At 50.9% G+C, this 21,565-nt stretch carries 17 protein-coding genes; all 17 read left to right on the top strand.

Annotated elements, in window-relative coordinates; genetic code table 11:
• Nucleotides 1–15: 15 nt before the first annotated feature.
• The 17 genes from dhaM to UCI88_RS09270 all read left to right on the top strand — a co-directional run bounded on the left by dhaM (nucleotide 16) and on the right by UCI88_RS09270 (nucleotide 21,443).
• Nucleotides 16–393 (top strand): dihydroxyacetone kinase phosphoryl donor subunit DhaM, encoded by a 378-nt coding sequence (gene dhaM, locus UCI88_RS09350; RefSeq protein ID WP_065359698.1) that lies wholly within the window; start codon nucleotides 16–18, stop codon nucleotides 391–393.
• A 9-nt stretch (nucleotides 394–402) separates the two neighbouring features.
• Complete coding sequence (locus UCI88_RS09345) at nucleotides 403–1,356, top strand: alpha/beta hydrolase (RefSeq protein ID WP_256179937.1); 954 nt, start codon at nucleotides 403–405, stop codon at nucleotides 1,354–1,356.
• A 142-nt stretch (nucleotides 1,357–1,498) separates the two neighbouring features.
• The gene (locus UCI88_RS09340) at nucleotides 1,499–3,784 is read left to right on the top strand and encodes an adenosylcobalamin-dependent ribonucleoside-diphosphate reductase (protein WP_044503284.1); all 2,286 of its coding nucleotides are present in this window, start codon (nucleotides 1,499–1,501) and stop codon (nucleotides 3,782–3,784) included.
• A gap of 145 nt (nucleotides 3,785–3,929) precedes the next feature.
• Nucleotides 3,930–5,726 carry a phosphoethanolamine transferase gene (locus UCI88_RS09335; protein WP_256179934.1) on the top strand — a complete coding sequence of 599 codons (1,797 nt, stop codon included), beginning with the start codon at nucleotides 3,930–3,932 and terminating at the stop codon, nucleotides 5,724–5,726.
• 353 nt (nucleotides 5,727–6,079) lie between these two features.
• The gene (serC, locus tag UCI88_RS09330; RefSeq protein ID WP_256179933.1) at nucleotides 6,080–7,153 is read left to right on the top strand and encodes a 3-phosphoserine/phosphohydroxythreonine transaminase; all 1,074 of its coding nucleotides are present in this window, start codon (nucleotides 6,080–6,082) and stop codon (nucleotides 7,151–7,153) included.
• 40 nt (nucleotides 7,154–7,193) lie between these two features.
• Nucleotides 7,194–8,786 (top strand): phosphoglycerate dehydrogenase, encoded by a 1,593-nt coding sequence (gene serA, locus UCI88_RS09325; protein ID WP_065359696.1) that lies wholly within the window; start codon nucleotides 7,194–7,196, stop codon nucleotides 8,784–8,786.
• 12 nt (nucleotides 8,787–8,798) lie between these two features.
• Nucleotides 8,799–9,443, top strand: coding sequence for a histidine phosphatase family protein (locus UCI88_RS09320; RefSeq protein WP_044503281.1), 645 nt, complete (start codon nucleotides 8,799–8,801; stop codon nucleotides 9,441–9,443).
• Between the two features lie 54 nt (nucleotides 9,444–9,497).
• A complete protein-coding gene (serS, locus tag UCI88_RS09315; protein WP_044503280.1) occupies nucleotides 9,498–10,781 on the top strand; it encodes a serine--tRNA ligase in 1,284 nt (427 codons plus the stop codon).
• 118 nt (nucleotides 10,782–10,899) lie between these two features.
• Nucleotides 10,900–11,865: a class II fructose-bisphosphatase gene (gene glpX / locus UCI88_RS09310; protein ID WP_044503279.1), complete on the top strand. Its 966-nt coding sequence runs from the start codon at nucleotides 10,900–10,902 to the stop codon at nucleotides 11,863–11,865.
• Between the two features lie 187 nt (nucleotides 11,866–12,052).
• Nucleotides 12,053–13,327: a UDP-N-acetylglucosamine 1-carboxyvinyltransferase gene (gene murA, locus UCI88_RS09305; protein ID WP_044503278.1), complete on the top strand. Its 1,275-nt coding sequence runs from the start codon at nucleotides 12,053–12,055 to the stop codon at nucleotides 13,325–13,327.
• A complete protein-coding gene (gene mreB, locus UCI88_RS09300; protein ID WP_071822287.1) occupies nucleotides 13,308–14,381 on the top strand; it encodes a rod shape-determining protein in 1,074 nt (357 codons plus the stop codon). The genes murA and mreB overlap by 20 nt, the downstream gene beginning before the upstream one ends.
• A gap of 42 nt (nucleotides 14,382–14,423) precedes the next feature.
• Entirely contained in the window at nucleotides 14,424–14,714 is a 291-nt protein-coding gene (locus UCI88_RS09295; RefSeq protein WP_044503277.1) for a biotin/lipoyl-containing protein, read from the top strand.
• Nucleotides 14,715–14,755: 41 nt separating this feature from the next.
• Nucleotides 14,756–16,729: a SpoIVB peptidase S55 domain-containing protein gene (locus UCI88_RS09290; RefSeq protein ID WP_044503315.1), complete on the top strand. Its 1,974-nt coding sequence runs from the start codon at nucleotides 14,756–14,758 to the stop codon at nucleotides 16,727–16,729.
• A gap of 259 nt (nucleotides 16,730–16,988) precedes the next feature.
• Complete coding sequence (locus tag UCI88_RS09285; protein ID WP_044503276.1) at nucleotides 16,989–17,753, top strand: MlaE family ABC transporter permease; 765 nt, start codon at nucleotides 16,989–16,991, stop codon at nucleotides 17,751–17,753.
• 8 nt (nucleotides 17,754–17,761) lie between these two features.
• The gene (locus UCI88_RS09280) at nucleotides 17,762–18,514 is read left to right on the top strand and encodes an ABC transporter ATP-binding protein (protein WP_044503275.1); all 753 of its coding nucleotides are present in this window, start codon (nucleotides 17,762–17,764) and stop codon (nucleotides 18,512–18,514) included.
• Complete coding sequence (locus tag UCI88_RS09275) at nucleotides 18,511–19,746, top strand: MlaD family protein (RefSeq protein WP_044503274.1); 1,236 nt, start codon at nucleotides 18,511–18,513, stop codon at nucleotides 19,744–19,746. The genes UCI88_RS09280 and UCI88_RS09275 overlap by 4 nt, the downstream gene beginning before the upstream one ends.
• A gap of 32 nt (nucleotides 19,747–19,778) precedes the next feature.
• A complete protein-coding gene (locus tag UCI88_RS09270; protein ID WP_256179930.1) occupies nucleotides 19,779–21,443 on the top strand; it encodes a TolC family protein in 1,665 nt (554 codons plus the stop codon).
• Nucleotides 21,444–21,565: the final 122 nt, after the last annotated feature.

Below are 21,565 nucleotides of genomic sequence, written 5' to 3'. Positions count from 1 at the left end.
TAGGAGTTGAAGAAAATGGTAGGAGTCGTATTGGTTTCACATAGTCAGAAAGCTGCCGAAGGGGCGGCGGAACTTGCCCTTATGATGGCACCGGATGCGCCGGTCAAGGCTGCCGGAGGCCTCGAAGACGGTAGTCTCGGTACGAGTTTTGAAAAAATCAGTGCTGCCGTTGAAGCGGCAGATCAAGGGGATGGGGTAGCCTTGATCATGGATATGGGCAGCGCAGTCATGACGGCTGAAATGGTGGCCGAAAGCATGGACGATCGGAAAATCCGTCTCTTGGATTGCCCTTTTATCGAAGGCGCTGTCATTGCCGCTATTGAAGCGGCCGGCGGCACCCCTCTTTCGGCCATGCAGGAAAAAGTAGAATCCAGCCGGGATAGGAAGTTGTAAGCAGTCACGATGAAACACTTTTTTAAACGACTCTCCCTCATCTTTATTTGTCTGGCCGTTCTCGTCGCCGGTGTCGGCATGTATATCGGCAATATGGCCTACGAAGAATTTTACGATGCACCGTGGGATCAGATACTGGGGATTGAAAATCACAGCCGCGACGTTTCGACGATCCGTCAATGGGAACGGGAACGGGATTGGGAACCGGTCCGGGTCAATGCGCCGGACGGAAAAATCCTGCGCGGGACCTATATTGAAAATCGCCGCGACTCACACAAGACGGTTATCCTCATCCATGGTTTGTACCAAAATAGAACAATGTGTCTGCCCTACATGGATGAATACCGCCGCCTGGGTTATAACATTCTGCTCATCGATTTGCGGGGCCATGGTGAAAGTGAAGGTGACCACACCGAATGGGGGATAAGCGAAGTCGATGACTTACTGATGTGGTGTCAGTGGCTGCAAAACCGCGATCCGCAGATGACCATCGGCCTGCACGGTATTTCCCTTGGCGCCTCGATGGCCTTGTTGTACGCCGGCAGTGAATACGGTCAGGATTTATCTTTCGTCGTTGCCGATAGTGCCTATGGCAATATCATCGCCCTCGGACGGGAAAAATTATGGCAGGCCGTCGGTGATAAACGGGCTATTTGGGGGTATAACCTTCTCGATCCCTTCTTCCAGGCGGCCATGTTCTACCATACTCATAAAATGGTGTCGTCCCTGGAACCGGCCCAGGCTGTAAAACGGATGAAAGTCCCGGTACTTTTTCTTCACGGCAGTGAGGATGAATTGGTTCCGGTGAAGACTGCCAGAAGTTTATATGACAACTGTACGAGTCCTAAGAAGGAAATTCATATTTTTGAAGGATCTCCTCATGCCGTTGGCATTGAGACCGACCAAAGTGAATATATGCGTGTTTTGAGCCAATTCTTAGAAGAGGATGCCGATTCAGTCTAAAAAATGTCTGGATCTATGCATTTCCGATACTTGACTATTTTTCGATACCCGACTATTATTAGTATAGTACATTTCCGCCATCTACTAGATATGGTAGATGGCGGTTGTATGTCTACGATACATTGTTGGAGGAGGAAATGGAATGAACGAACAAGAATGGCTCGGCAGTGACAATCAGCTGGGACTCGATATTTGGAAGAATAAATACTGTGATGATGGCGAAACTTTCGACCACTGGCTTGAACGAATCAGCGGCGGCGACAGTGAAGTGGCTGATTTGATCAAAGAAAAAAAGTTTCTCTTTGGCGGCCGTATCTTGGCAAACCGCGGACTGGAATGCGAAGGCAAAAAGATAACCTTATCCAATTGTTACGTCATGACACCGCCGGAAGACAGTATTGAAAGCATCTTCGACCGGGCCGGGAAACTGGCGCGTACCTATAGCTACGGCGGCGGATGCGGCATCGATATTTCTCAGCTCAGTCCGAAAGGCGCCCGCATCAACAACGCGGCTAAAGAAACGAGCGGTTCCATTTCCTTTATGACTCTCTATTCGCTGGTTACGGAACTTATCGGCCAGAACGGGCGCCGCGGCGCACTGATGATTTCCATCGACTGTGCTCACCCGGACGTGCTGGATTTCATTAAGCTTAAAACGGACCTTGATAAAGTTACGAAGGCCAATATTTCTATTCGCCTTAGCGATGAATTCATGGAAGCCGTCAAGGAGCATAAGCAGTTCCGCCTGCACTTCACCCGTAAAGAAACGGGGCAGGTCATCGAAAGCTTGGTCAACGCAGCTGATGTATTCCGTCTCGTTGCTGAAACGAACTGGGATTATGCCGAACCGGGAGCCCTCTTTTGGGACCGCATCAAGTCGTGGAACCTCTTGGCCAATACGCCGGAATTCTCCTTTGCCGGTGTCAATCCCTGTGCGGAAGAACCCTTGCCGGCCGGTGGTTCATGCCTCCTCGGCAGCCTCAACTTGGCAAACTTCGTAACATCCCCCTTTACGCCGAATGCTTCCTTTGACTTTGACGAATTCAAGCGCTGCGTCGTCATCGCCGTTCGCGCTTTAAATGACGTTCTTGAAGAAGGCCTTCCCCTCCATCCCTTGGAAGAACAGCGGGAAAGCGTTACGGCTTGGCGCCAGATCGGCCTCGGTATCATGGGCCTTGGTGACATGCTCATTCAGATGGGACTGACCTACGGCAGTAAGGATGCCGTTGATTTCTGCCATGATATCGGCTTTGCCATGGCGGATACGGCCATTGCCGCTTCGGCGGATCTGGCACACGAACGGGGTGCCTTTGCTAAATGCCATATCGATGAAATCATGAGCACACCGTATTTTAAAGCCAATACGACGGATGCAACGGCTGAAAAGGTAAAGGAATACGGCCTGCGCAATTCCCAGTTGCTCACCATCGCGCCGACGGGAACCTTGTCGACGATGCTCGGCATTTCCGGCGGGATTGAACCGATTTACGCCAATTTCTACGAAAGAAAAACTGAATCCCTTCACGGGACGGACGTGTACTACAAAGTCTATACGCCTATCGTGGAACGGTATATGAAGGCCCGTAAGCTGAAAGATGACGGTGAATTGCCGGATTACTTCGTCACGGCCTTGACCCTCGACTACCGCGAACGCGTCGCCATGCAGGCTGCTTGGCAGCGTCACATCGATGCGTCCATCAGTTCGACAGTCAATGTACCCAACAGCTTCACCGTCGAAGATACGGAAAACCTCTACCTCTTGGCCTATGAAAACGGCTGCAAGGGCCTGACCTTATTCCGTGACGGCTGCAAACGGGCCGGCATCCTGACGACGCATGAAGAAGAAAAACCGGTACCGACGGCCGGCGAAGGCCTCGAACGCGGTGAAATCGTCAGCATCGACGACAACGTCATCGGCAAGAAGCGCAAGCTCATTACGGGCTGCGGCAGCCTGCACTGCATGGCCTTCTTTGATCCCCAGACCGGGGCTCTGCTTGAAACGTATTTGAGTAAGGGATCTACGGGCGGCTGCAATAACTTCATGATCGGCCTGTCGCGTATGATTTCTATCAGCGCCCGTGCCGGCATCGATATCTATACTATCGTCGATCAGCTCAATTCGACGGGGAACTGCCCGTCCTATTCGGTCCGCCGGGTGACGCGCGGTGATACCAGCCGCGGCTCGTGCTGCCCCATGGCCGTCGGCAATGCCCTCCTCGACATGTTCGATGAAGTCCAGCAGGAACTGCAGCAGACGGAATCCGTCGCCAGCGGTCATACCCCACCGGTGAAAAAAGCTCCGGTCCGCCCGAGAGCTGAAAAGAAAGTCACGGCTGAAAGCATCCTTTGCCCGCAGTGCGGCGAACCCTTGACCTTCGAAGGTGGCTGCAATACCTGCAAGAACTGCGGCTGGAGTAAATGCAGTTAAGGTAAGTGGGAGGGCTCATCGTCTCTTTTTATCCCATGGGTAGATGATTTCTTTGTCTGTCGATTTTATGGTATAATAAATACGAATTATTACGGAAAATTTTCGTATTTATTACGTAAAATTTACTGATGAAGGAGCGTCGATTATGCAGCGGTTTTTGTGTTTACAGCAACACAGGAAATACCTTTATCAAGGTATTTCCTGTGTTTTTCTTTTTGTTTTCTTTGGTCTGCTGATTCAAATGTCAACATTGTCAGTATCTTCTTTTGTATTTAAGTCACGGTTACTTTTTAGTGGAATAACGGCTGCATTGAGTATGACCCTTTGGAACTACACAAAAGGATACATTATTGCCTTTATCTTTTATACAGGGATTTTCCTATCCTCGGCATTCGTACCGATTTTTGTCGGACAGCATGTTGAGAGAGCTGAAATTATAGCTGCTTATTTGTTAGGGTCCATGGTCTTTCTTTTTTTGACCGATTTACTATATCTCAGTCGGCATCTAGCATTGACGGTGATGCGACGTCTTAGCAATGGAATACTTTATTTTTGTTTAGTTTTAGCGTTGTTGATGCCTCTTGTTATTTGGGGATATTATGCCGTTAGCGGTCGTGTATTGTCAGCAACGATTGTATTGACTTTATTTCAAACGAATGGCAGTGAATCGCTGGCGTATTTAAAAAGTCAAAACTTGGTCAGTTGGGTGGGAACCCTCGTAATTCTTGTTTTTGTTCTCGGTGGGACGACATATTTTTTACATCGCTTAGCCGTTCCTATCCTTTCTTTTCCCAAGAAGACGGCTGTTTTATTGTCAATTTTCATCTTGGGAGTCAGCAGTCATACCATTGTCAAAGGGACGGATTATTTACCGGTGCGCATTGCCAGGGAGACAACGGATTCTCTACAGCAGTATAAAGCATACGGCAAGGCAAAAGCGCAGCGAGCATACCGGTTACAGCAATTGAATGGGCTGCATATTGAATCTGCGGGTGGGGTATTTATTCTGGTTATTGGTGAGTCTGAAACGCGGGATCATATGCAGGCATATGGCTATGATCGTGATACGACGCCATGGCTGATGGAAGTATCCCGTCAACCGGGAGCTATCCTTTTCCGGAATGCCTATTCCAACCACACGCATACAGTTCCCGTCCTGACTTATGCCCTGAGTGAAAAAAATCAATATAATGATATTTCGTTGGAAAAAGCTTATTCACTAATAGAAATCGCTAAAGCGGCAGGATATGATACATATTGGATCAGTAATCAGCGGAAATATGGTGCATGGGATACGCCTGTTGCTGAAATGGCCAGTACGGCAACTCATCAGATTTGGATGAATGAACGGGCTGGGACCCATGATTTACGGTCCGACCACTACGATGAAGATTTGGTAGATGCGCTTCCTGACAGCCGTGATGTGAAGAATGCCTTAATCGTTATTCATCTCATGGGGAATCACGGTGCATATACTGATCGCTATCCTGTAGAATGGAAACATTACAGCGGCGAATCAAAATCGGTTGATGCCTATGATGATGCGGCCCGATACAATGATTATGTTTTACAGACACTTTATGACAAGCTGAAGGACAATCCGAACTTCAAAGGCTTTGTCTATTTTTCGGACCATGGGGAAGACGTAGAGAAAAACTATGGTCATGAAGCTAGCAAATTCACTGCGACGATGAGCCATATTCCGTTGTTCATGATCCTAAGTCCGTCTTTTCAGGCAGAACGGCCGCAAACGGTGCAGAGTTTACAAAACCATCGTGAAAGCTATTGGACCAATGACTTGATTTATAACCTTATGACCGACCTTATGGGAATTGAAGGTGTCCCGGGCAGTGATCCTGATTGGGACTTGGCATCGCCTGAATACAGCATGAGTAAAGGTAACCTCCGGACTTTGCATAACAAAACTCCCCTGCCTGAATGAGAATGCAGTCTGTAAAGGGCGTAAATGTTTTTTTACTAAAGCCAGTATTGACAGACTGGGACATTATGTTTATAATATACATAATTTTACAGAAAGCGATGAAAGAGAAGCAAATTACGGGTCTTTTCAGAGAGCTGCCGGTCGGTGCGAGGCAGTATGGCTGTAAGGCGTTCCGCTCCGGAGCTGCAAATGATGAATTTGACGGGTACGCCCGATACAGCGGTACAAGTTGGCCGAAAGGCAAGTTGGGTGGCAACGCGGGAATACAACTCTCGTCCCTTTGATGGGACGGGAGTTTTTTTTATAGCAGAAGACTTTCCCTGCGGTCTTCGCTGCACAAGAGGGGGAGAAACATGAAAAGAGTGTACAATTTCAATGCCGGTCCATCGGCAATGCCTTTGGAAGTACTGAAAGAAGTGCAAGATGAATTTCTCGATTTCAATGGAACCGGTATGAGTATCGTTGAAATCAGTCATCGCAGTGCCGCCTATCAAGCTATGCAGGATGATACGGTGGCCATGCTGAAGAAGCTCTTGGTCGTTCCGGATGATTATCATATCGTCTTTATCCAAGGCGGCGGCAGTATGCAGTTTACCATGCATGCAGCCAATTTCCTGAAAAATCGCGGCGGGTATTTGAATACCGGCGTCTGGTCCAATAAGGCTATGGAAGCGGCGTCCTTTTTCGGCGAAACCTATGAAGTCGCTTCGAGTAAGGCTGAGGGATTTTCTTACATTCCCAAAGCGGACAGCTTCGCCGTAAAAGCGGATACGGACTACGTCTATATGACGTCGAACAACACGATTCACGGGACGCAGTGGAAGAGTTTTCCCTCCTTCGACGTGCCTTTGTTCTGCGATATGTCCAGCGACTTTCTCAGCCGTCCCGTCGATATCAAGCAGTTTGATTTCATCTATGCCGGTGTTCAGAAAAATGTCGGTCCTGCCGGCGTCGTCGTAGCCATCATCAAAGATGATCTCTTGAAAAAAGTCTGCCGCGACTTGCCGGTCATGATGCAGTATAAGACCTACGTCGATCATGATTCAACGTATAATACACCGCCGGTGTTCAATGTTTACTTCGTCAATAAAGTCGCTCACTGGCTTGATCGTAACGGCGGCCTCTCGGCCATGGCGAAGCGCAATCAGGAAAAAGCAGCCCTCGTCTATGACGCCATCGATGAAAGCAACGGCTTTTATCGGGGCCATGCCGCGAAAGATTCACGCAGCCTGATGAACGTCACCTTCAACCTGCCGACTCCGGAACTGGAAGCTCAGTTCGTCGCAGCCGCAGCCGAACAGGATCTCATCGGCATCAAAGGGCACCGCTCCATCGGCGGCTGCCGAGCTTCTCTGTATAATGCCGTTACGGAAGAAGGCTGCCGGGCCTTGGCGGATTTCATGAAAGATTTCCATAAAAAGCATTAATATTGTATATAAGGAATAGGATCTATAGGGGGATACGAAAATGAAAATTTTAGTCAGCGATGACGTATCGATGAAGGGCGTAGAGCTCCTTCGTGAAAATGGTTACGAAGTCGACGTTAAGAAAAATCTTGATGAAGACGGCCTCATTGCCTGCATTGGCGAATACGACGGCCTCATTACCCGCTCGATGACCCACGTTACGGAAAAGGTCATCGCCGCCGCAACGAAACTGAAAGTCGTCGGCCGTGCCGGTGTCGGTGTCGACAGCATCGACTTGAAGAGCGCTACGGCTCGCGGCATTGTCGTCGTCAATACGCCGACGTCGAATACGTTAGCGGCGACGGAACACACCTGCGCCATGATTATGGCCATTACCCGCCACATTCCTCAGGCTCATAATTCCCTGATGGCCGGCAACTGGGACCGCAAGACCTTTACTGGCATTCAGCTCCAGAATAAGACTCTCGGCATCATCGGCGTCGGCCGCATCGGTTCGCGGATTGCAAAACGGATGCAGGCCATGGAAATGAAGACCATCGGCTATGACCCGTATATTCCCGAAGAACGGTTTAAACAACTCGGCGTTGAACCCGTCGATTTAGATACCCTTCTCGAACGGTCGGACTACATTACGATGCACACGCCGCTGACCAAGGAAACGACAGGCCTTATCGGTAAGGATGAAATTGCCAAGATGAAAGATGGCGTGCGGGTCATCAACGTCTCGCGCGGTGCCGTCCTCGACATCAATGCCCTGGCCGATGCCTTGAAGAGCGGCCACGTAGCCGGCGCTGCCATCGACGTATTTCCGACGGAACCGCTTACGACGGATATCAATCCCTTCGTTGGCATGGATAATGTCGTCATCACGCCGCATCTCGGCGCTTCGACCGTAGAAGCACAGATCGGTGTTTCCGTTGACGTTGCCGAAGGCGTCATGGAAGCCTTGAAGGGCGAACCCGTTGCTACGGCTGTCAATATGGCTCCCGTTCCGCCTCATGTCTACAACGTTATCCATCCTTATTTCGACCTCATGGAACGGATGGGGAATTTAGGCGTATATTTGGCCGATGCACCCATGAAGGAAATCGAAGTCGAATATACGGGCGAACTGGCCGATACGGAAACGCGCCTCTTGACGACGGCCGTTCTTAAAGGGGCTTTAAATCCCATCCTGCAGGAATCGGTCAATTACGTCAACGCTTCTGAAGTGGCTAAGACGCGCCACATTGCCGTTAAGGAAATCAACAGTCAGTCCAACAACTACTTTGTAAACTCAGTTACTGTCCGCGTTCGGACCAATAAAGGCGAACACGCCATTGTCGGCGTCCTGTTCAATGGGACGGAAGCGAAAATCGTTCAGATCGATGAATACCGCGTCGACTTTAAACCGGAAGGCTACTTGCTCCTCGTACCCCACGTCGACCAGCCGAATATGATCGGTCAGATTTCGACCATCCTCGGCCAGGCTCATATCAACATCATGGGCATGCAGGTCGGCCGCATGACGACGACGGGCAACAACATCATGGCCATTGCCGTCCAGGATGATATTCCTAACGACATCATGGTCAAGCTCCGCTCGATCAACGGGATTCTCGACATTAAACTCATTCACTGTGACACACACTAAAAGGGGAAGATTATGGTACGCATCATACTTATTCGCCACGGCGAAACACAATGGAACATTGAAGGCCGCTACCAGGGACAGGAAGATACTCACCTCAGCGAACGGGGCCAGCTCCAAGGCCGCATGGTTGCTGACGGCTTAAAGAATACGCCCATTGACGTGGCTATTTCAAGTCCGCTCGAACGGTCCTACATGACCTGCTCTTTCTGTGCGGCGCTTCACGGTCTCACGGTCTTAAAAGATGACCGCCTCCTTGAAATCAATCACGGCGATTGGGAAGGGCGGCTGGCTGATGACATCAAGGCTCAGTATCCTGATGAATTTCAGCGCTGGCATACGGCGCCTCACACGGTCACCATGCCGGGCAAGGGCGGCGAGTCCTTGGAAGACGTCCGCAGCCGTGTCCGGGCGGCCTTCGATGATTACGTTCAGAAATATGAAGGCAAGACGGTCTTGGTGGCAGCTCACGATGCCGTAAACAAGGCCATCATTTGTGACGTTCTGGGCCTTGATTTAAGCCATTTTTGGCAGATCAAGCAGGACAATACCTGCATCAACGTCTTAGAATGGCAGGATGGGACCTGGCGTTTGGTCCTGCTCAATTCGACGAATCATATGGGGTATTTGTTCAGTGGTATTGAACAAAAAGGGTTATAATACTATCGCAGCGAGGTAGTTAAAGTATATTTACAGAGGAAGGAAGCAGCTATCATGTTAGATACGAAATTCATCCGCGACCACGTAGAAGAAGTAAAGGAAAATATTAAGAATCGCCACGCCCATGCCGACGTCGACGCCTTCGTCGCCTTAGACGATAAACGGCGTGAAATCCTTCAAAAAGTCGAAGCCATGAAGAATGAACGCAATACAGTTACCAAGGAAATCAGCCAGCTCAAACGCAATAAAGAAAACGCCGACGCCCAGATTGCAGCTATGAAGAAACTCGGCGACGACATCGACGTCCTCGATAAGGAAGTCAAGGCTGTCGAAGCCGATATGCACGCCATCCAGCTCATGATCCCCAATATGTGCCATCCGTCGGTTCCGGTCGGCAACGACGACAGCGATAACCCGGAAGTCCGCAAGTGGGGCGAACCGAAACAGTTCGACTTTGAACCCTTGAACCACTGGGACGTCGGCGAACGCTTAGGCCTTCTCGACTCTGAACGGGCCGCAAAGGTTACCGGTGCCCGTTTCTATTACTATGTCGGCGCCGGCGCCCGTTTGGAACGCGCTGTGTACAATTTCATGCTCGACCAACATACGGAAAAAGACGGCTACACCGAAGTCATTCCGCCATATATCGTCAATCGCGATTCCATGACCGGTACGGGTCAGCTGCCGAAATTTGCGGAAGACATGTATAAGCTCAATGTCGAAGGCGAAGAAATGTATATGATCCCGACGGCAGAAGTACCGCTTACCAACTATTACCGCGGTGAAATCATCGACGGCAGTAAACTGCCGATTTACTTCACGTCCCTGACACCGTGCTTCCGCGCTGAAGCCGGTTCTGCCGGCCGCGATACGCGAGGCCTCATTCGCCAGCATCAGTTCCATAAAGTCGAAATGGTAAAATATTCGGCTCCGGAAACGAGCTACGATGAACTCGATAAACTGACACAGAATGCCGAAGATATCTTAAAGGCTTTGGGCCTTCCCTATCACGTCGTCTGCCTCTGCACGGGCGATATCGGTTTCTCGGCTGCCAAGACTTTCGACGTCGAAGTCTGGTTCCCGGCCCAGGGGAAATACCGTGAAATTTCTTCGTGTTCCAATACGGAAGATTTCCAGGCACGGCGGGCTAACATCCGCTTCCGCCGGAACCCGAAATCGAAGCCGGAATTCGTTCATACCTTAAACGGTTCGGGCTTGGCTGTAGGCCGCACGGTCGCTGCTATTCTCGAAAACTATCAGCAGGCTGACGGCTCGGTCGTAGTACCGGAAGTCCTTCGTCCGTACATGCACTGCGACGTCATTACGAAAGAAAAATAAAAGTCTCGTCCCTGAGATGCTGTTAAAAAAACTCCTGTCTAAAAGCAGGAGTTTTTTACTTTGCCTAGAAATAATACTATATATGTGTTTTCGTTATTTTTAGACAAGGAGGTTCCTTATGAATCGCGTATTGACCTTGGAGTTTGTCCGCGTTACGGAAGCGGCAGCGGTAAAAGCCGGCCGTCTCATGGGGAAGGGCGATAAGAATGGCGCCGATCAACTGGCTGTCGACGGTATGCATTCGATCTTGTCGACGGTTCCCATCGACGGTACGGTCGTCATTGGCGAAGGGGAAATGGATGAGGCCCCCATGTTATATATCGGCGAAAAAGTCGGTGCCGGCGGTACGGAAGTCGATATTGCCGTCGATCCCTTGGAAGGGACGAATTTGACGGCAAAAGGGCAGGACGGATCCATTTCGGTCATGGCTATTGCTGGGAAAGGTGATTTACTTCACGCGCCGGACATGTATATGGAAAAGCTCTGCGTCGGACCGCGGGCTAAGGGGCGTATCGACTTGAATCAGTCGGTGCCGGAAAACCTGCGCCGCATCGCCGAGGGCTTAGAACGAGGCATCGATGACTTGACCGTCGTCATCCTCGACCGGCCGCGCCACAAAGACCTTATCGACGAGTGCCGCAGCGCCGGTGCCCGTATCAAGCTCATTACCGACGGCGACGTTTCACCGGCGGTCGACGCCGGTATCGAAGGTTCCGGCGTTCACGTTGTCATGGGAATCGGTGGTGCACCGGAAGGGGTTCTGGCAGCGGCCGCCTTGAAGTGCCTCGGCGGCGATATGCAGGCCCGCCTCATTCCTTATACCGACGAAGAACGGCAGCGCTGTTTGGATATGGGCATCAAAGATATTAACAAGGTCATGACCCTCGATGATCTGGTAAAAGGGGATGACTGCATTTTCTCGGCGACAGCCATTACCAATACGCCCATGATGCGCGGCGTTCAGTACTTTGGCGGCGGCGCCCGGACGATGTCCGTCGTCATGCGTTACCGCAGCGGAACGATTCGTTTTATCGATACCTTCCACCGCTTCAATAAAGAAGCGAAATGGAGTATCCACCTATAACATTTCCTTTACAAGGTATTCCTAAAAAAGGGCTTGTCGCCTAGGCGCCAAGCCTTTTTTTTTCTTTCCGTTTATGGTAGAATAATTTGATAGTAATTATATGCTCAATAGAATGGCATCTTCAGGCATCGCGTCTTTGGAGGCCATTTAGATAAAACTACTCGAATACTATTAGGAGGCACCAGAATTGGAGAAACTTGTTATTCATGGTGGAAAGCCCTTACAGGGCACTGTTCGCGTCAGTGGGGCTAAAAATGCCGTACTGCCCATTATTGTCGCATCTATGTTGGGAACGACGAAAAGTACATTGACCGAGATTCCGAAGCTCGCTGACGTCCATACCGTCTGCGACGTCATCGAATCCCTCGGCGTCCATATAGAACACCCCGAAAGAGATACCCTTATCATTGATGCCCGGGAGTTGACATCGACGACGGCACCGTATGATTTGGTCCGCCGCATGCGTGCGTCCTTTTTAGTTATGGGACCGCTCTTGGCCCGCAAGGGGAGAGCACAGATTTCCCTGCCCGGCGGCTGCTCCATCGGTGCGCGTCCGATTGACTTGCACCTCAAGGCCTTTGAAGCCATGGGTGCCGTCATCAACCTTGAAAACGGCGATATCGAAGCCGTAGCCCCAAATGGGCTGCAGGGCGCTCAGATTTACCTTGATTTCCCCAGTGTCGGTGCGACGGAAAACATCATCATGGCTGCTTCCATGGCTAATGGCAAGACGGTCTTGGAAAATGCTGCTGAAGAACCGGAAATCGTCGATTTGGCAACCTATCTGAACAGCATGGGTGCCAATATTCGCGGTGCCGGTACCAACGTCATCCGCATCGAAGGTGTCAAGGAACTCCACGGTGCCAGCCACGCCGTTATTCCCGACCGCATCGAGGCCGGTACCTTTATGATCGGCGCCGCTATGACCAAGGGCAACATCTTCGTTGAAAATGCCATTTCAGAGCATTTGAAGCCCCTTATTTCTAAGTTAAAAGAAGTCGGTGCCGAAGTGGAGGAAGAAATCGACGGTATCCGCGTCATCGGCCATGAGCCCTTGCGGCCGGCCGATATAAAGACCTTGCCTTATCCCGGCTTTCCGACGGATATGCAGGCCCAGTTCATGGCGTTGACGACGCTCTGCCAAGGAACGAGCGTCGTTACGGAAACGGTCTTTGAAAACCGATTCATGCACGTCGATGAATTTAAACGGATGGGTGCTAAAATCCGAATCGAAGGACGCAGCGCCATCGTAGAAGGCATAGAACAGCTTAAAGGCGCCTCGGTCAATGCCACCGACCTGCGTGCCGGAGCCGCCCTGGTCCTGGCGGGCTTGGTCGCTGAAGGCGAAACGGAAGTCGGTTATCTATACCACATCGACCGTGGTTACGATAATTTTGTATTAAAATTACAAAGGCTAGGTGCAGATATTGTTCGCGTCAATATTGAGGAAGAAGAAAACTAAAAAAAAGGTACAGCCGGCACGGCATTCCCGCTCGTTCTTTTTATCGAACTGGTTTGCCAGTGATATTGCCATTGATTTGGGGACGGCAAACATTATTGTATTCGTTAAAAATAAGGGCATCGTCGTCAATGAGCCGGCCGTCATCGCCGTCGATACGATGGAAAATAAGGTCGTTGCCATCGGCCGCGAAGCCCAGGCTATGATCGGGCGGACGCCGCGCAACATCCATGCCTACCACCCCCTTCGCAACGGCGTCATTGCCGACTACGATGCGACGGAGTACATGCTGCGGTATTTCATCCGCCGGGCCATTGGGAAGTCCTTGTTTTTTAAACCCCGCGTCGTCATCTGTGTCCCGTCGAGCGTTACCAACGTCGAACGGCGGGCTGTCATCGAAGCGGCCATGCAGGCCGGAGCCAGAAAGACGACGGTCATGGAAGAACCGCTGGCAGCAGCCATTGGGGCCGGCCTCGATATCGCTACGTCGAACGGGTCTATGGTCGTCGATATGGGCGGAGGCACGACGGATGTCGCCGTTCTCAGCCTGAGCGGCATCGTCATCAGTGAATCCCTGCGCATCGGCAGCAATACCTTTGATGAAGCCATCATCCGTTATTTGGAAAAGATAAAGCACGTCACCATTGGCCAGCACACGGCAGAAGAGCTGAAAATCTTAATCGGCACGGCTATGAGTGACGGCCGCCGCATGACGGCCGACGTCCGCGGGCGCAGCACGGAAACGGGACTTCCCGTATCGATTGACATCGATTCACAGGAAATCCGCCTGGCCATCGACGAACCGATTCAGACCGTCCTCAAGACGATCGTTTCCATCTTAGAAAAGACACCGCCCGAACTGGCGGCGGACATTGCCGACCACGGCATCGTCCTCACCGGCGGCGGATTACTTCTCGATAGTTTTGACCGTCTTATTTCCCGTACGACCGGCATGGCAGCCTATCTTTGCGAAGATCCGCTGCTCTGCGTGGCCCATGGTGCCGGCAAGGCCGTCCGAGAAATGGACCGCTTAAAAGATAGTTTTGATGATTTATAACTGTTTCGCTCTTTCAGTGAAATAGGAATGGAGGGAGCCGTCATGAAAAAACTTTACAGACTCGCCGTATTAGCCGGACTCGCCGGTCTTCTCGCGATGCCGGCAGCTGCGGCTGATGTATCCTATATAACCGTATTGAGCGGCAGCGTCGTCAGTGTAGCCCCTGTCGGTGCCGCTGTTAAAGAAGGAGATGTTCTCCTTACGGTCAATTCTTTAGCCGGTCCGATGCCGGCAGCCCGTTCTGATAAAGACGGTGTTGTTAAATCGGTCCTCGTCCAGCCGGGCTCGCAGGTACAGCAGGGCGCCGTTGTCGTCGTGGTGGAAACGAAATGATGAAATCCTCCATGACGAAGAAAGTCTCTGCTTTACGGCGTATGGTGGGCCGAGTCTGTCTGACTGCGGCCTTTTCCTGTCTTTTGGCGGTTTCGGCACAGGCTCAGGAATTTATGAACGTCAGTGACGTCCAAATCGGTATGACCGGCTATGCCAAGACCGTCGTTCAAGGGACGGAAATCCAGACCTTCCCCGTTGAAATCTTAGGGGTCATGAAGAACAGCGGCCCGTCGGGGGATTTGATTCTGGCCAAGTTTTCCGGTCCCCTCATCGAACAGACCGGCGGCATTGCCCAAGGGATGAGCGGCAGTCCGGTTTACATCGACGGTAAGCTCCTCGGCGCCGTTGCCTACGGCTGGTCCTTTACCAACTCCCGCATCGGTATGATTACGCCCATCAACGACATGTTGAAACTGTGGAACGTGCCGACCAAGGAGGAAATCCGGCCTTTCAACGCCCGTGAATCGTCGCTCATTCCCATTGCTACGCCGTTGATGATGTCCGGTTTTGATACGACGTCGGCCGAGTGGATGAAGAGCAAGCTGCCCGATTATAATTTCATGCCCGTCGATACGGCATCGGCCAGCACCGATGATGTCGCCATGCCTTTAGAACCCGGCAGCAGTGTGGCTGCCGCCTTCGTTAACGGCGATATGAAGATGGGCGCTATCGGTACGGTTACCTACGTTGACAACGATCACATCGTCGCCTTTGGTCATCCTTTTTTGAAAAAGGGCAGTATCAATTATTTCATGCATAATGCCTATATTTTTACGGTTGTCAACAACCTGTCCAGCTCTTTCAAATTAGGATCTATCGGTGCTGAAGTCGGCAAGATTACCCAGGATCGGGGCGCCGGCATCAGCGGTCAGTACGACTATTTGGCACCGGGCATTCCGGTTACGATCAACGTACGCGATACCGATACCGATACGGCCATGACTAAACGCGTTAAGATCATTGAAGACAATGAACTGACTCCTGTTTTAGCTGCGACGACGGTCTATAATACGGTCAATAAGACCATCGACCGCACCGGCGGCGGCACGGCGACCTTGTCCTATACCATTCGCTCGTCTAATGGCCGCGATAAGGACATTACCCGCCACAATATGTATTATTCCGAGGAAAATATCAATGAAAAGAGCATTGATGAATTGTACAATGTTCTCGATATCTTAAAGCATAACGAATTCATTGATTATCCCGTTCTCGATATCACCATGAATGTCGATATTACCCAGGCCCGCAAGTCGGCCTCCATCGTCGATGCTACAGCCGCTCCGGTTGTCGTAAGTCCCGGGGACAACGTATACTTTAAAGTAAAACTCCATCCCTACCGCGGTGTCGATGAAGTGAAGACCATGAGCTTTACCGTGCCTAAGGATCAGCCCTTGGGGGATATGGTATTAGAAGTCCGCGGCGGCGGTGTCATTCCTTTGCCGTATTTGATTGAAAAGCAGCGCTACAACTTGACCGATGAAATCATCAAACGCCTGCGTCGTTACAAAGATTTTGATGCCTTGAAAAAAGAAATCGACAAGGAAGACTCCAATAATGATTTGGTCATTGAAATCCTCGATCAGGGCGTCAGCATGATCAATGAAAGCGGGACCAAGGTGAGCAAGGAGAAAATCCGTGGTAAAGAACCGGGAACCAGTGCTAAAGATGTCATTAAGCCGAGTAAGCACAATGTGGGCGACGACAATCAAAGCGATGCCAAGTCATCCATCGCTACGCCGTACATCGTCAAAGGCGACGGCCAGATAACGATTAAAGTCGTAACACCGGAAAAACGCGATGCCTTCCTCGCCAAGAACCACAATATCAATGAAGCCAAGGCGATCATCGGTGATGAATCGGATGGAGCGTCTCAAGATGACGAACTGGTAAAATCCGACAAGACCGATGACAGCAAGGATACCGATAAAAAGAACGACAAAAATCAAGATAAGGACGGCGGTAAAGATGCGGCTTCCGTGATTCGGACAGTCGACCTCGATCTGTTCCACTGAGTGTAAAACCGGCTCTTTTACCGGACAAAGCGTCCTGCTTTAATAAGACCTGAAAAGGGCTGTCTTCGGACGGCCCTTTTTACTTGCCATTTTTCGCATAAAATGCTATTATTTTACCTATGGAAACTCAAATTAGAATTTTAGTTTTCAGCCTTTATTTTCTCACAATTTAGGCACAATTAAATATTGGTGTTTTACATCCATTTTTAATAATGGTATAGTAAAAGTAGTCTACTACTTAGGGAAAGGGCGGTCTTTCATGCAGAAACTTTTAGAAGACATTGGGAAGTTTACCATCCATGTCTTTGAACAAGTCGGTGTCATCGCCATCCTTTTTGCCCGGACGCTGCGCCAGCTTCCGAAGAATCAACGGCAGCTGATGTTCAACCAGATGGCTCATCTCGGCGTCAATTCCCTGCCTATCGTCAGTATGACACTGCTCTTTGCCGGTATGGTCATGACCTTACAGATCGTCGACATTCTCCTGCGCTACGGAGCACAGTCGACCTTAGGCGGCGTCATGTCCGTTGCTATGGGGCGTGAGTTGGGTCCTATCTTAACGGGCGTCGTCATGGCCGGCCGCGTCGGTGCTGCTATGACGGCAGAAATAGGGACCATGAAGGTTACCGAGCAAATCGACGCCCTGCGCTGCATGGCCGTCAATCCTATTGCTTATTTGGTCGTTCCTCGATTTATTGCCTGCGTCATCATGGTGCCGATGCTGGCTTTTTACGGCTATGTCATCGGGACGGCCGGCGGCTACGGCGTGGCGACCCTCGGGGCCGGTCTGACGCATTTTACGTATGTAAATTCGATTGAATTATTTACGAACATAAGCGATGTCGTCCTGGGCATGGTCAAAGCTATGTTTTTTGGCGGTATCATTGCCCTCGTTGCCTGCAATGAAGGCATGAATGCTCAAAGTGGTGCTGAAGGCGTCGGTCAGGCGACGACGAAATCCGTCGTGACATCGATCATCTTTATTTTTATCTGCAATTATATCTTATCCGTTTTATTATATTGAGGAGGATCATGATTCGTCTTCGCGATGTGACCGTCGCTTATGGCGATAAGGTCATACTGGACAACATTAATTTAGACATTCATCAGGGAGAGACCTTGGCCGTCCTCGGTGCCAGCGGTTCCGGCAAGAGTACGATCCTGCGCCTCATCATCGGTCTGCAAAAGCCGACAAGGGGCCATGTTTTCTTCCATGATACGGATATTACCACTTATGATGAAGACCAGCTGATGGAGGTTCGCCGTCACATGGGGATGGTTTTTCAGTATTCCGCCCTCTTCGATTCCATGACGGTTGGTGAAAACGTAGCCTTCGGCCTTCGTCAGCATACTCACGACGATGCGGCGACGCGGCAGCGAATCGTCAAGGAAAAACTCCATCTCGTCGGTCTCGATGGGATTGAAGATATGATGCCCAATGATTTATCCGGCGGTATGAAAAAACGCGTCAGTTTAGCCAGGGCCATTGCCCTCGACCCGCAGGTCATCCTCTATGATGAACCGACGGCCGGCCTCGATCCGCTGCGCTGCATGGATATCAATCGTCTGGTCGTCAGCATGCAAAAACAGATTCACGCCACCTCGGTCATCGTTACCCACGATATGGATTCGGCTTTTTTTGTCGCCGACCGGTTGGCTTATTTACAGGATGGGCGCTTTCGGCTCATTGCCGATAAAAAAAGTTTTGCCCAAACCGATGACGAAGACGTTCAACGCTTTATCCACGGCGGTCGTCTTCCGGAAGAAAGAGGGGATAGTCTATGAAGTGGAGCTCAGAAGCCAAAGTAGGTTTCGTCACCATCGTCGCTGTCCTCTTATTCAGCGGCGTCGTCATGGGCCTGGCCCATATCGAACTCTTTGGCAAGCCGGGCTTTGTCATCCATACCGAATTTAATGATGCCAACGGGCTGCAAAAAGGAAATTCTGTCCGCTACGTAGGCGTCCATGTCGGTAAGGTCGAAAAAGTAACGCCGTCGCGAAACGGCGTCGACGTGACCATGAAAATCGATAAGGGAACAGAAATTCCGAGGGACTCGAAAATCGTCATTACAACGGACGGTCTCTTAGGGGAGAAAATCGTTTCTATTTCTCCCGGTGCCGACCGCAGCCACCTCTTAGCTGACGGCGATTATATCGACGGCAAGCAGGGCAAGACCATGGACGATATGATGGACAGCGCCAGCAAACTCATGGGGAGCGCCGATGAGATGGTCAAGAGCCTCAATGCCGTTATCGGTGATGAAAAAACTCAGGCTGCCATGCGCGGTTCCATTCAAAATATCGATGCTATTACGGGCCGGACCAGTCAGATGCTCGATGCCAACGCGGCCAATGTTGAAGCGATTACGGCTAACATGGCGGCGGTGACGGCGCAAATGAATGCGTCTATGCAGCAGCTCGATGGTGACGGTGCGACCTCGGCCAATGCCCGGGAAACGGCGGCCAATATAAAATCGATTACCGATCGCTTTGAAAATATCGCCCAGTCTATGGAAAAGATGACGACTGACCCCAAGACCCAGGCCAATATCCAGACGACGCTCGATAATACGGCCCAGATAACGACCAAGGTCAATAAAATCCTTGGCGGTTCATCGGATATCAAAGTCGAAGGCGAAGGCGGACTCTTATATAACACGACGAAGAACGAAACGAGCGGCAATGTAAATTTTAGGGTGTACCGCGGCGATAGCTTTGGCTTGATCGGAGCTGAAAATATCGGTAACGGTACGAACCTCAACTTACAGTACGGCCGTCGTAACGGCATCTTTGATTTGAGGGCCGGATTGATCAACGGCGACCTCGGTATCGGTACTGATTTATTCCACGACGGGCCTTTTCGCCTGTCCCTTGAAGGGTACGATCCCGATGACTGGCGTTTTCGCTTAAAAGCCCAGTATCGGCTGACGTCGGATCTCTACCTTTTCAGCCAGTTCACGCGGCCCATGAGTCGTCGCGATGGCGGCAACTATTATGGTATTAATTATGCTTTTTAGCAAATTCTATATAAAGAAAACAGGGGGTACCCATGATGAACAACAAACTGTATAAGAAATTGGTCATCGCCATGATGATTACAACCATAAGCACAGTCGCCGTTGCGTCCGCTGACGATACGACGGCATCGGTCCGTCCTGTCGATCTGTCCCAGGCCGATGAAGTCCAGGCTCGGGCTAAAGCGGAAGATAAGGAAATCAAAGCCCAGCAGGCACAGCAGAAAAAGGCTGCTAAGGCCGAAGCGAAGGCACGTGCCAAAGCCAATGCCCAGACCGCGGATATTACGCCGGAAATGCGTGAAACACTGGCCCAAAAGATTGCCGATGATTCGGCGAAACTGGCTGAGAAAGAAGCGGCTAAACGGGCTAAGAAAAATGAAATCGATCCGGTCATCGTCGTCGGCCGCGTGCCGACGAACGGCGTCGTCGATTTGACCTTGCCCAGAACGGTTCAGATGGCCCTCGATTACAACCGCGATATCAAGAACTCCAAGTACTCCCTGCGCAAGGCAGAATATGCCATCGATGAAGCCAGAGCCGGCAGAGCCCCCGTCGTCGACTACACCTTCAGCGCTACGCGTACGCGGGCTACGAACGCCAGCCTCGCTTCGTCCCGGAGCACAAATGCCATTTCCAATGCCTTTGGAAACTCCCTGGCTGTGACCATTCCTCTCTATACGGGCGGTAAGGTCGAAGGCAGTATTGACGTTGCCAAATTGGGTAAAGTCGATGCCCAGGAAGAAATCCTCCGTGTCGAACAGGCGACGAAATATTCGGCTGTTGAAGGCTACTATGCCCTCTTAGCCTATCAGGAATTACAAGGCGTCTATCAGGAGGCCGTTACCAATCTCCAGGGCCATTTAGATAACGTCCAGGCCCAGTACAACGTCGGCACGAAAGCCCGCGTCGACGTCTTGTCGTCTGCTGTTTCCCTGGCCAATGCCAAGACGACAGCCGTTACGGCCGAAAATAATGTGGCCATTTCCGAATCGAATTTAAATAATATCCTCGGCCTGCCGTTACAGACGCAGCTCAATCTGGCCGATCATCAACTGCCCTTTAATACTTACAACATTTCCCTTCAGGAAGCCACGGACTACGCCATGAGATACCGCCCGGAAGTCCTCCAGGCAGCCCTTGCGGTACAGCAGGCTGAACGAAACATCTCTATTGCCGACGCCGGCAATAAACCGACGGTTTCGGTTACCGGCGGCAATAGCTGGTCGGATAATAACTTCCCCGGTGTCGATTCCGACCGCCGCAGCTGGAATATCGGCGCCGGTGTAACCTACACCTTCTATGACGGCGGCGCGACTAAAGCCAAGGTCAACCAGGCTAAACAAGACCTCTTGGTTGCACGGGAAACGGAACAGGCCACGCGCGAATCGGTACAGCTCGCCGTCAAGCAGGCCTACCTCAATATTCGCAGCGCAGCGCAAAAGGTCGAAGAAACGCAGACCATTGTCGACCAGGCCCGCGAAAACTATCGTATTCAGAACATCCGCTATCAGGCAGGTGTCGGCATCAACCTGGACGTTCTTGATGCCCAGCTGAGCCTCAATGAAGCTCAGGTCAACCACATCCAGGCCCTGTACGACTACAACGTCGGCATTGCCAAACTTGAACAAGTCATGGGTGTCGACGTCGAATCAGGCGTCATCCATCCGTCTTTGAACGGAACAGGCGGTCAATATTAAGGGAAGAGGACGATGACAGGTTTTTAACAATTTTCGGAGAAACGTTCCGATTTGTCATCTATTTCTTGATTTTCCGCAATACCATAGGTAGAATAAAGAGAGAATTAGAACGTGTAATTCTC

This window comes from Megasphaera massiliensis (assembly GCF_036305205.1).
GTDB lineage: Bacteria > Bacillota > Negativicutes > Veillonellales > Megasphaeraceae > Megasphaera > Megasphaera massiliensis.
The sequence above is the reverse complement of the archived record's forward strand: the minus strand, read 5'-3'. Positions and strand labels throughout refer to the sequence as shown.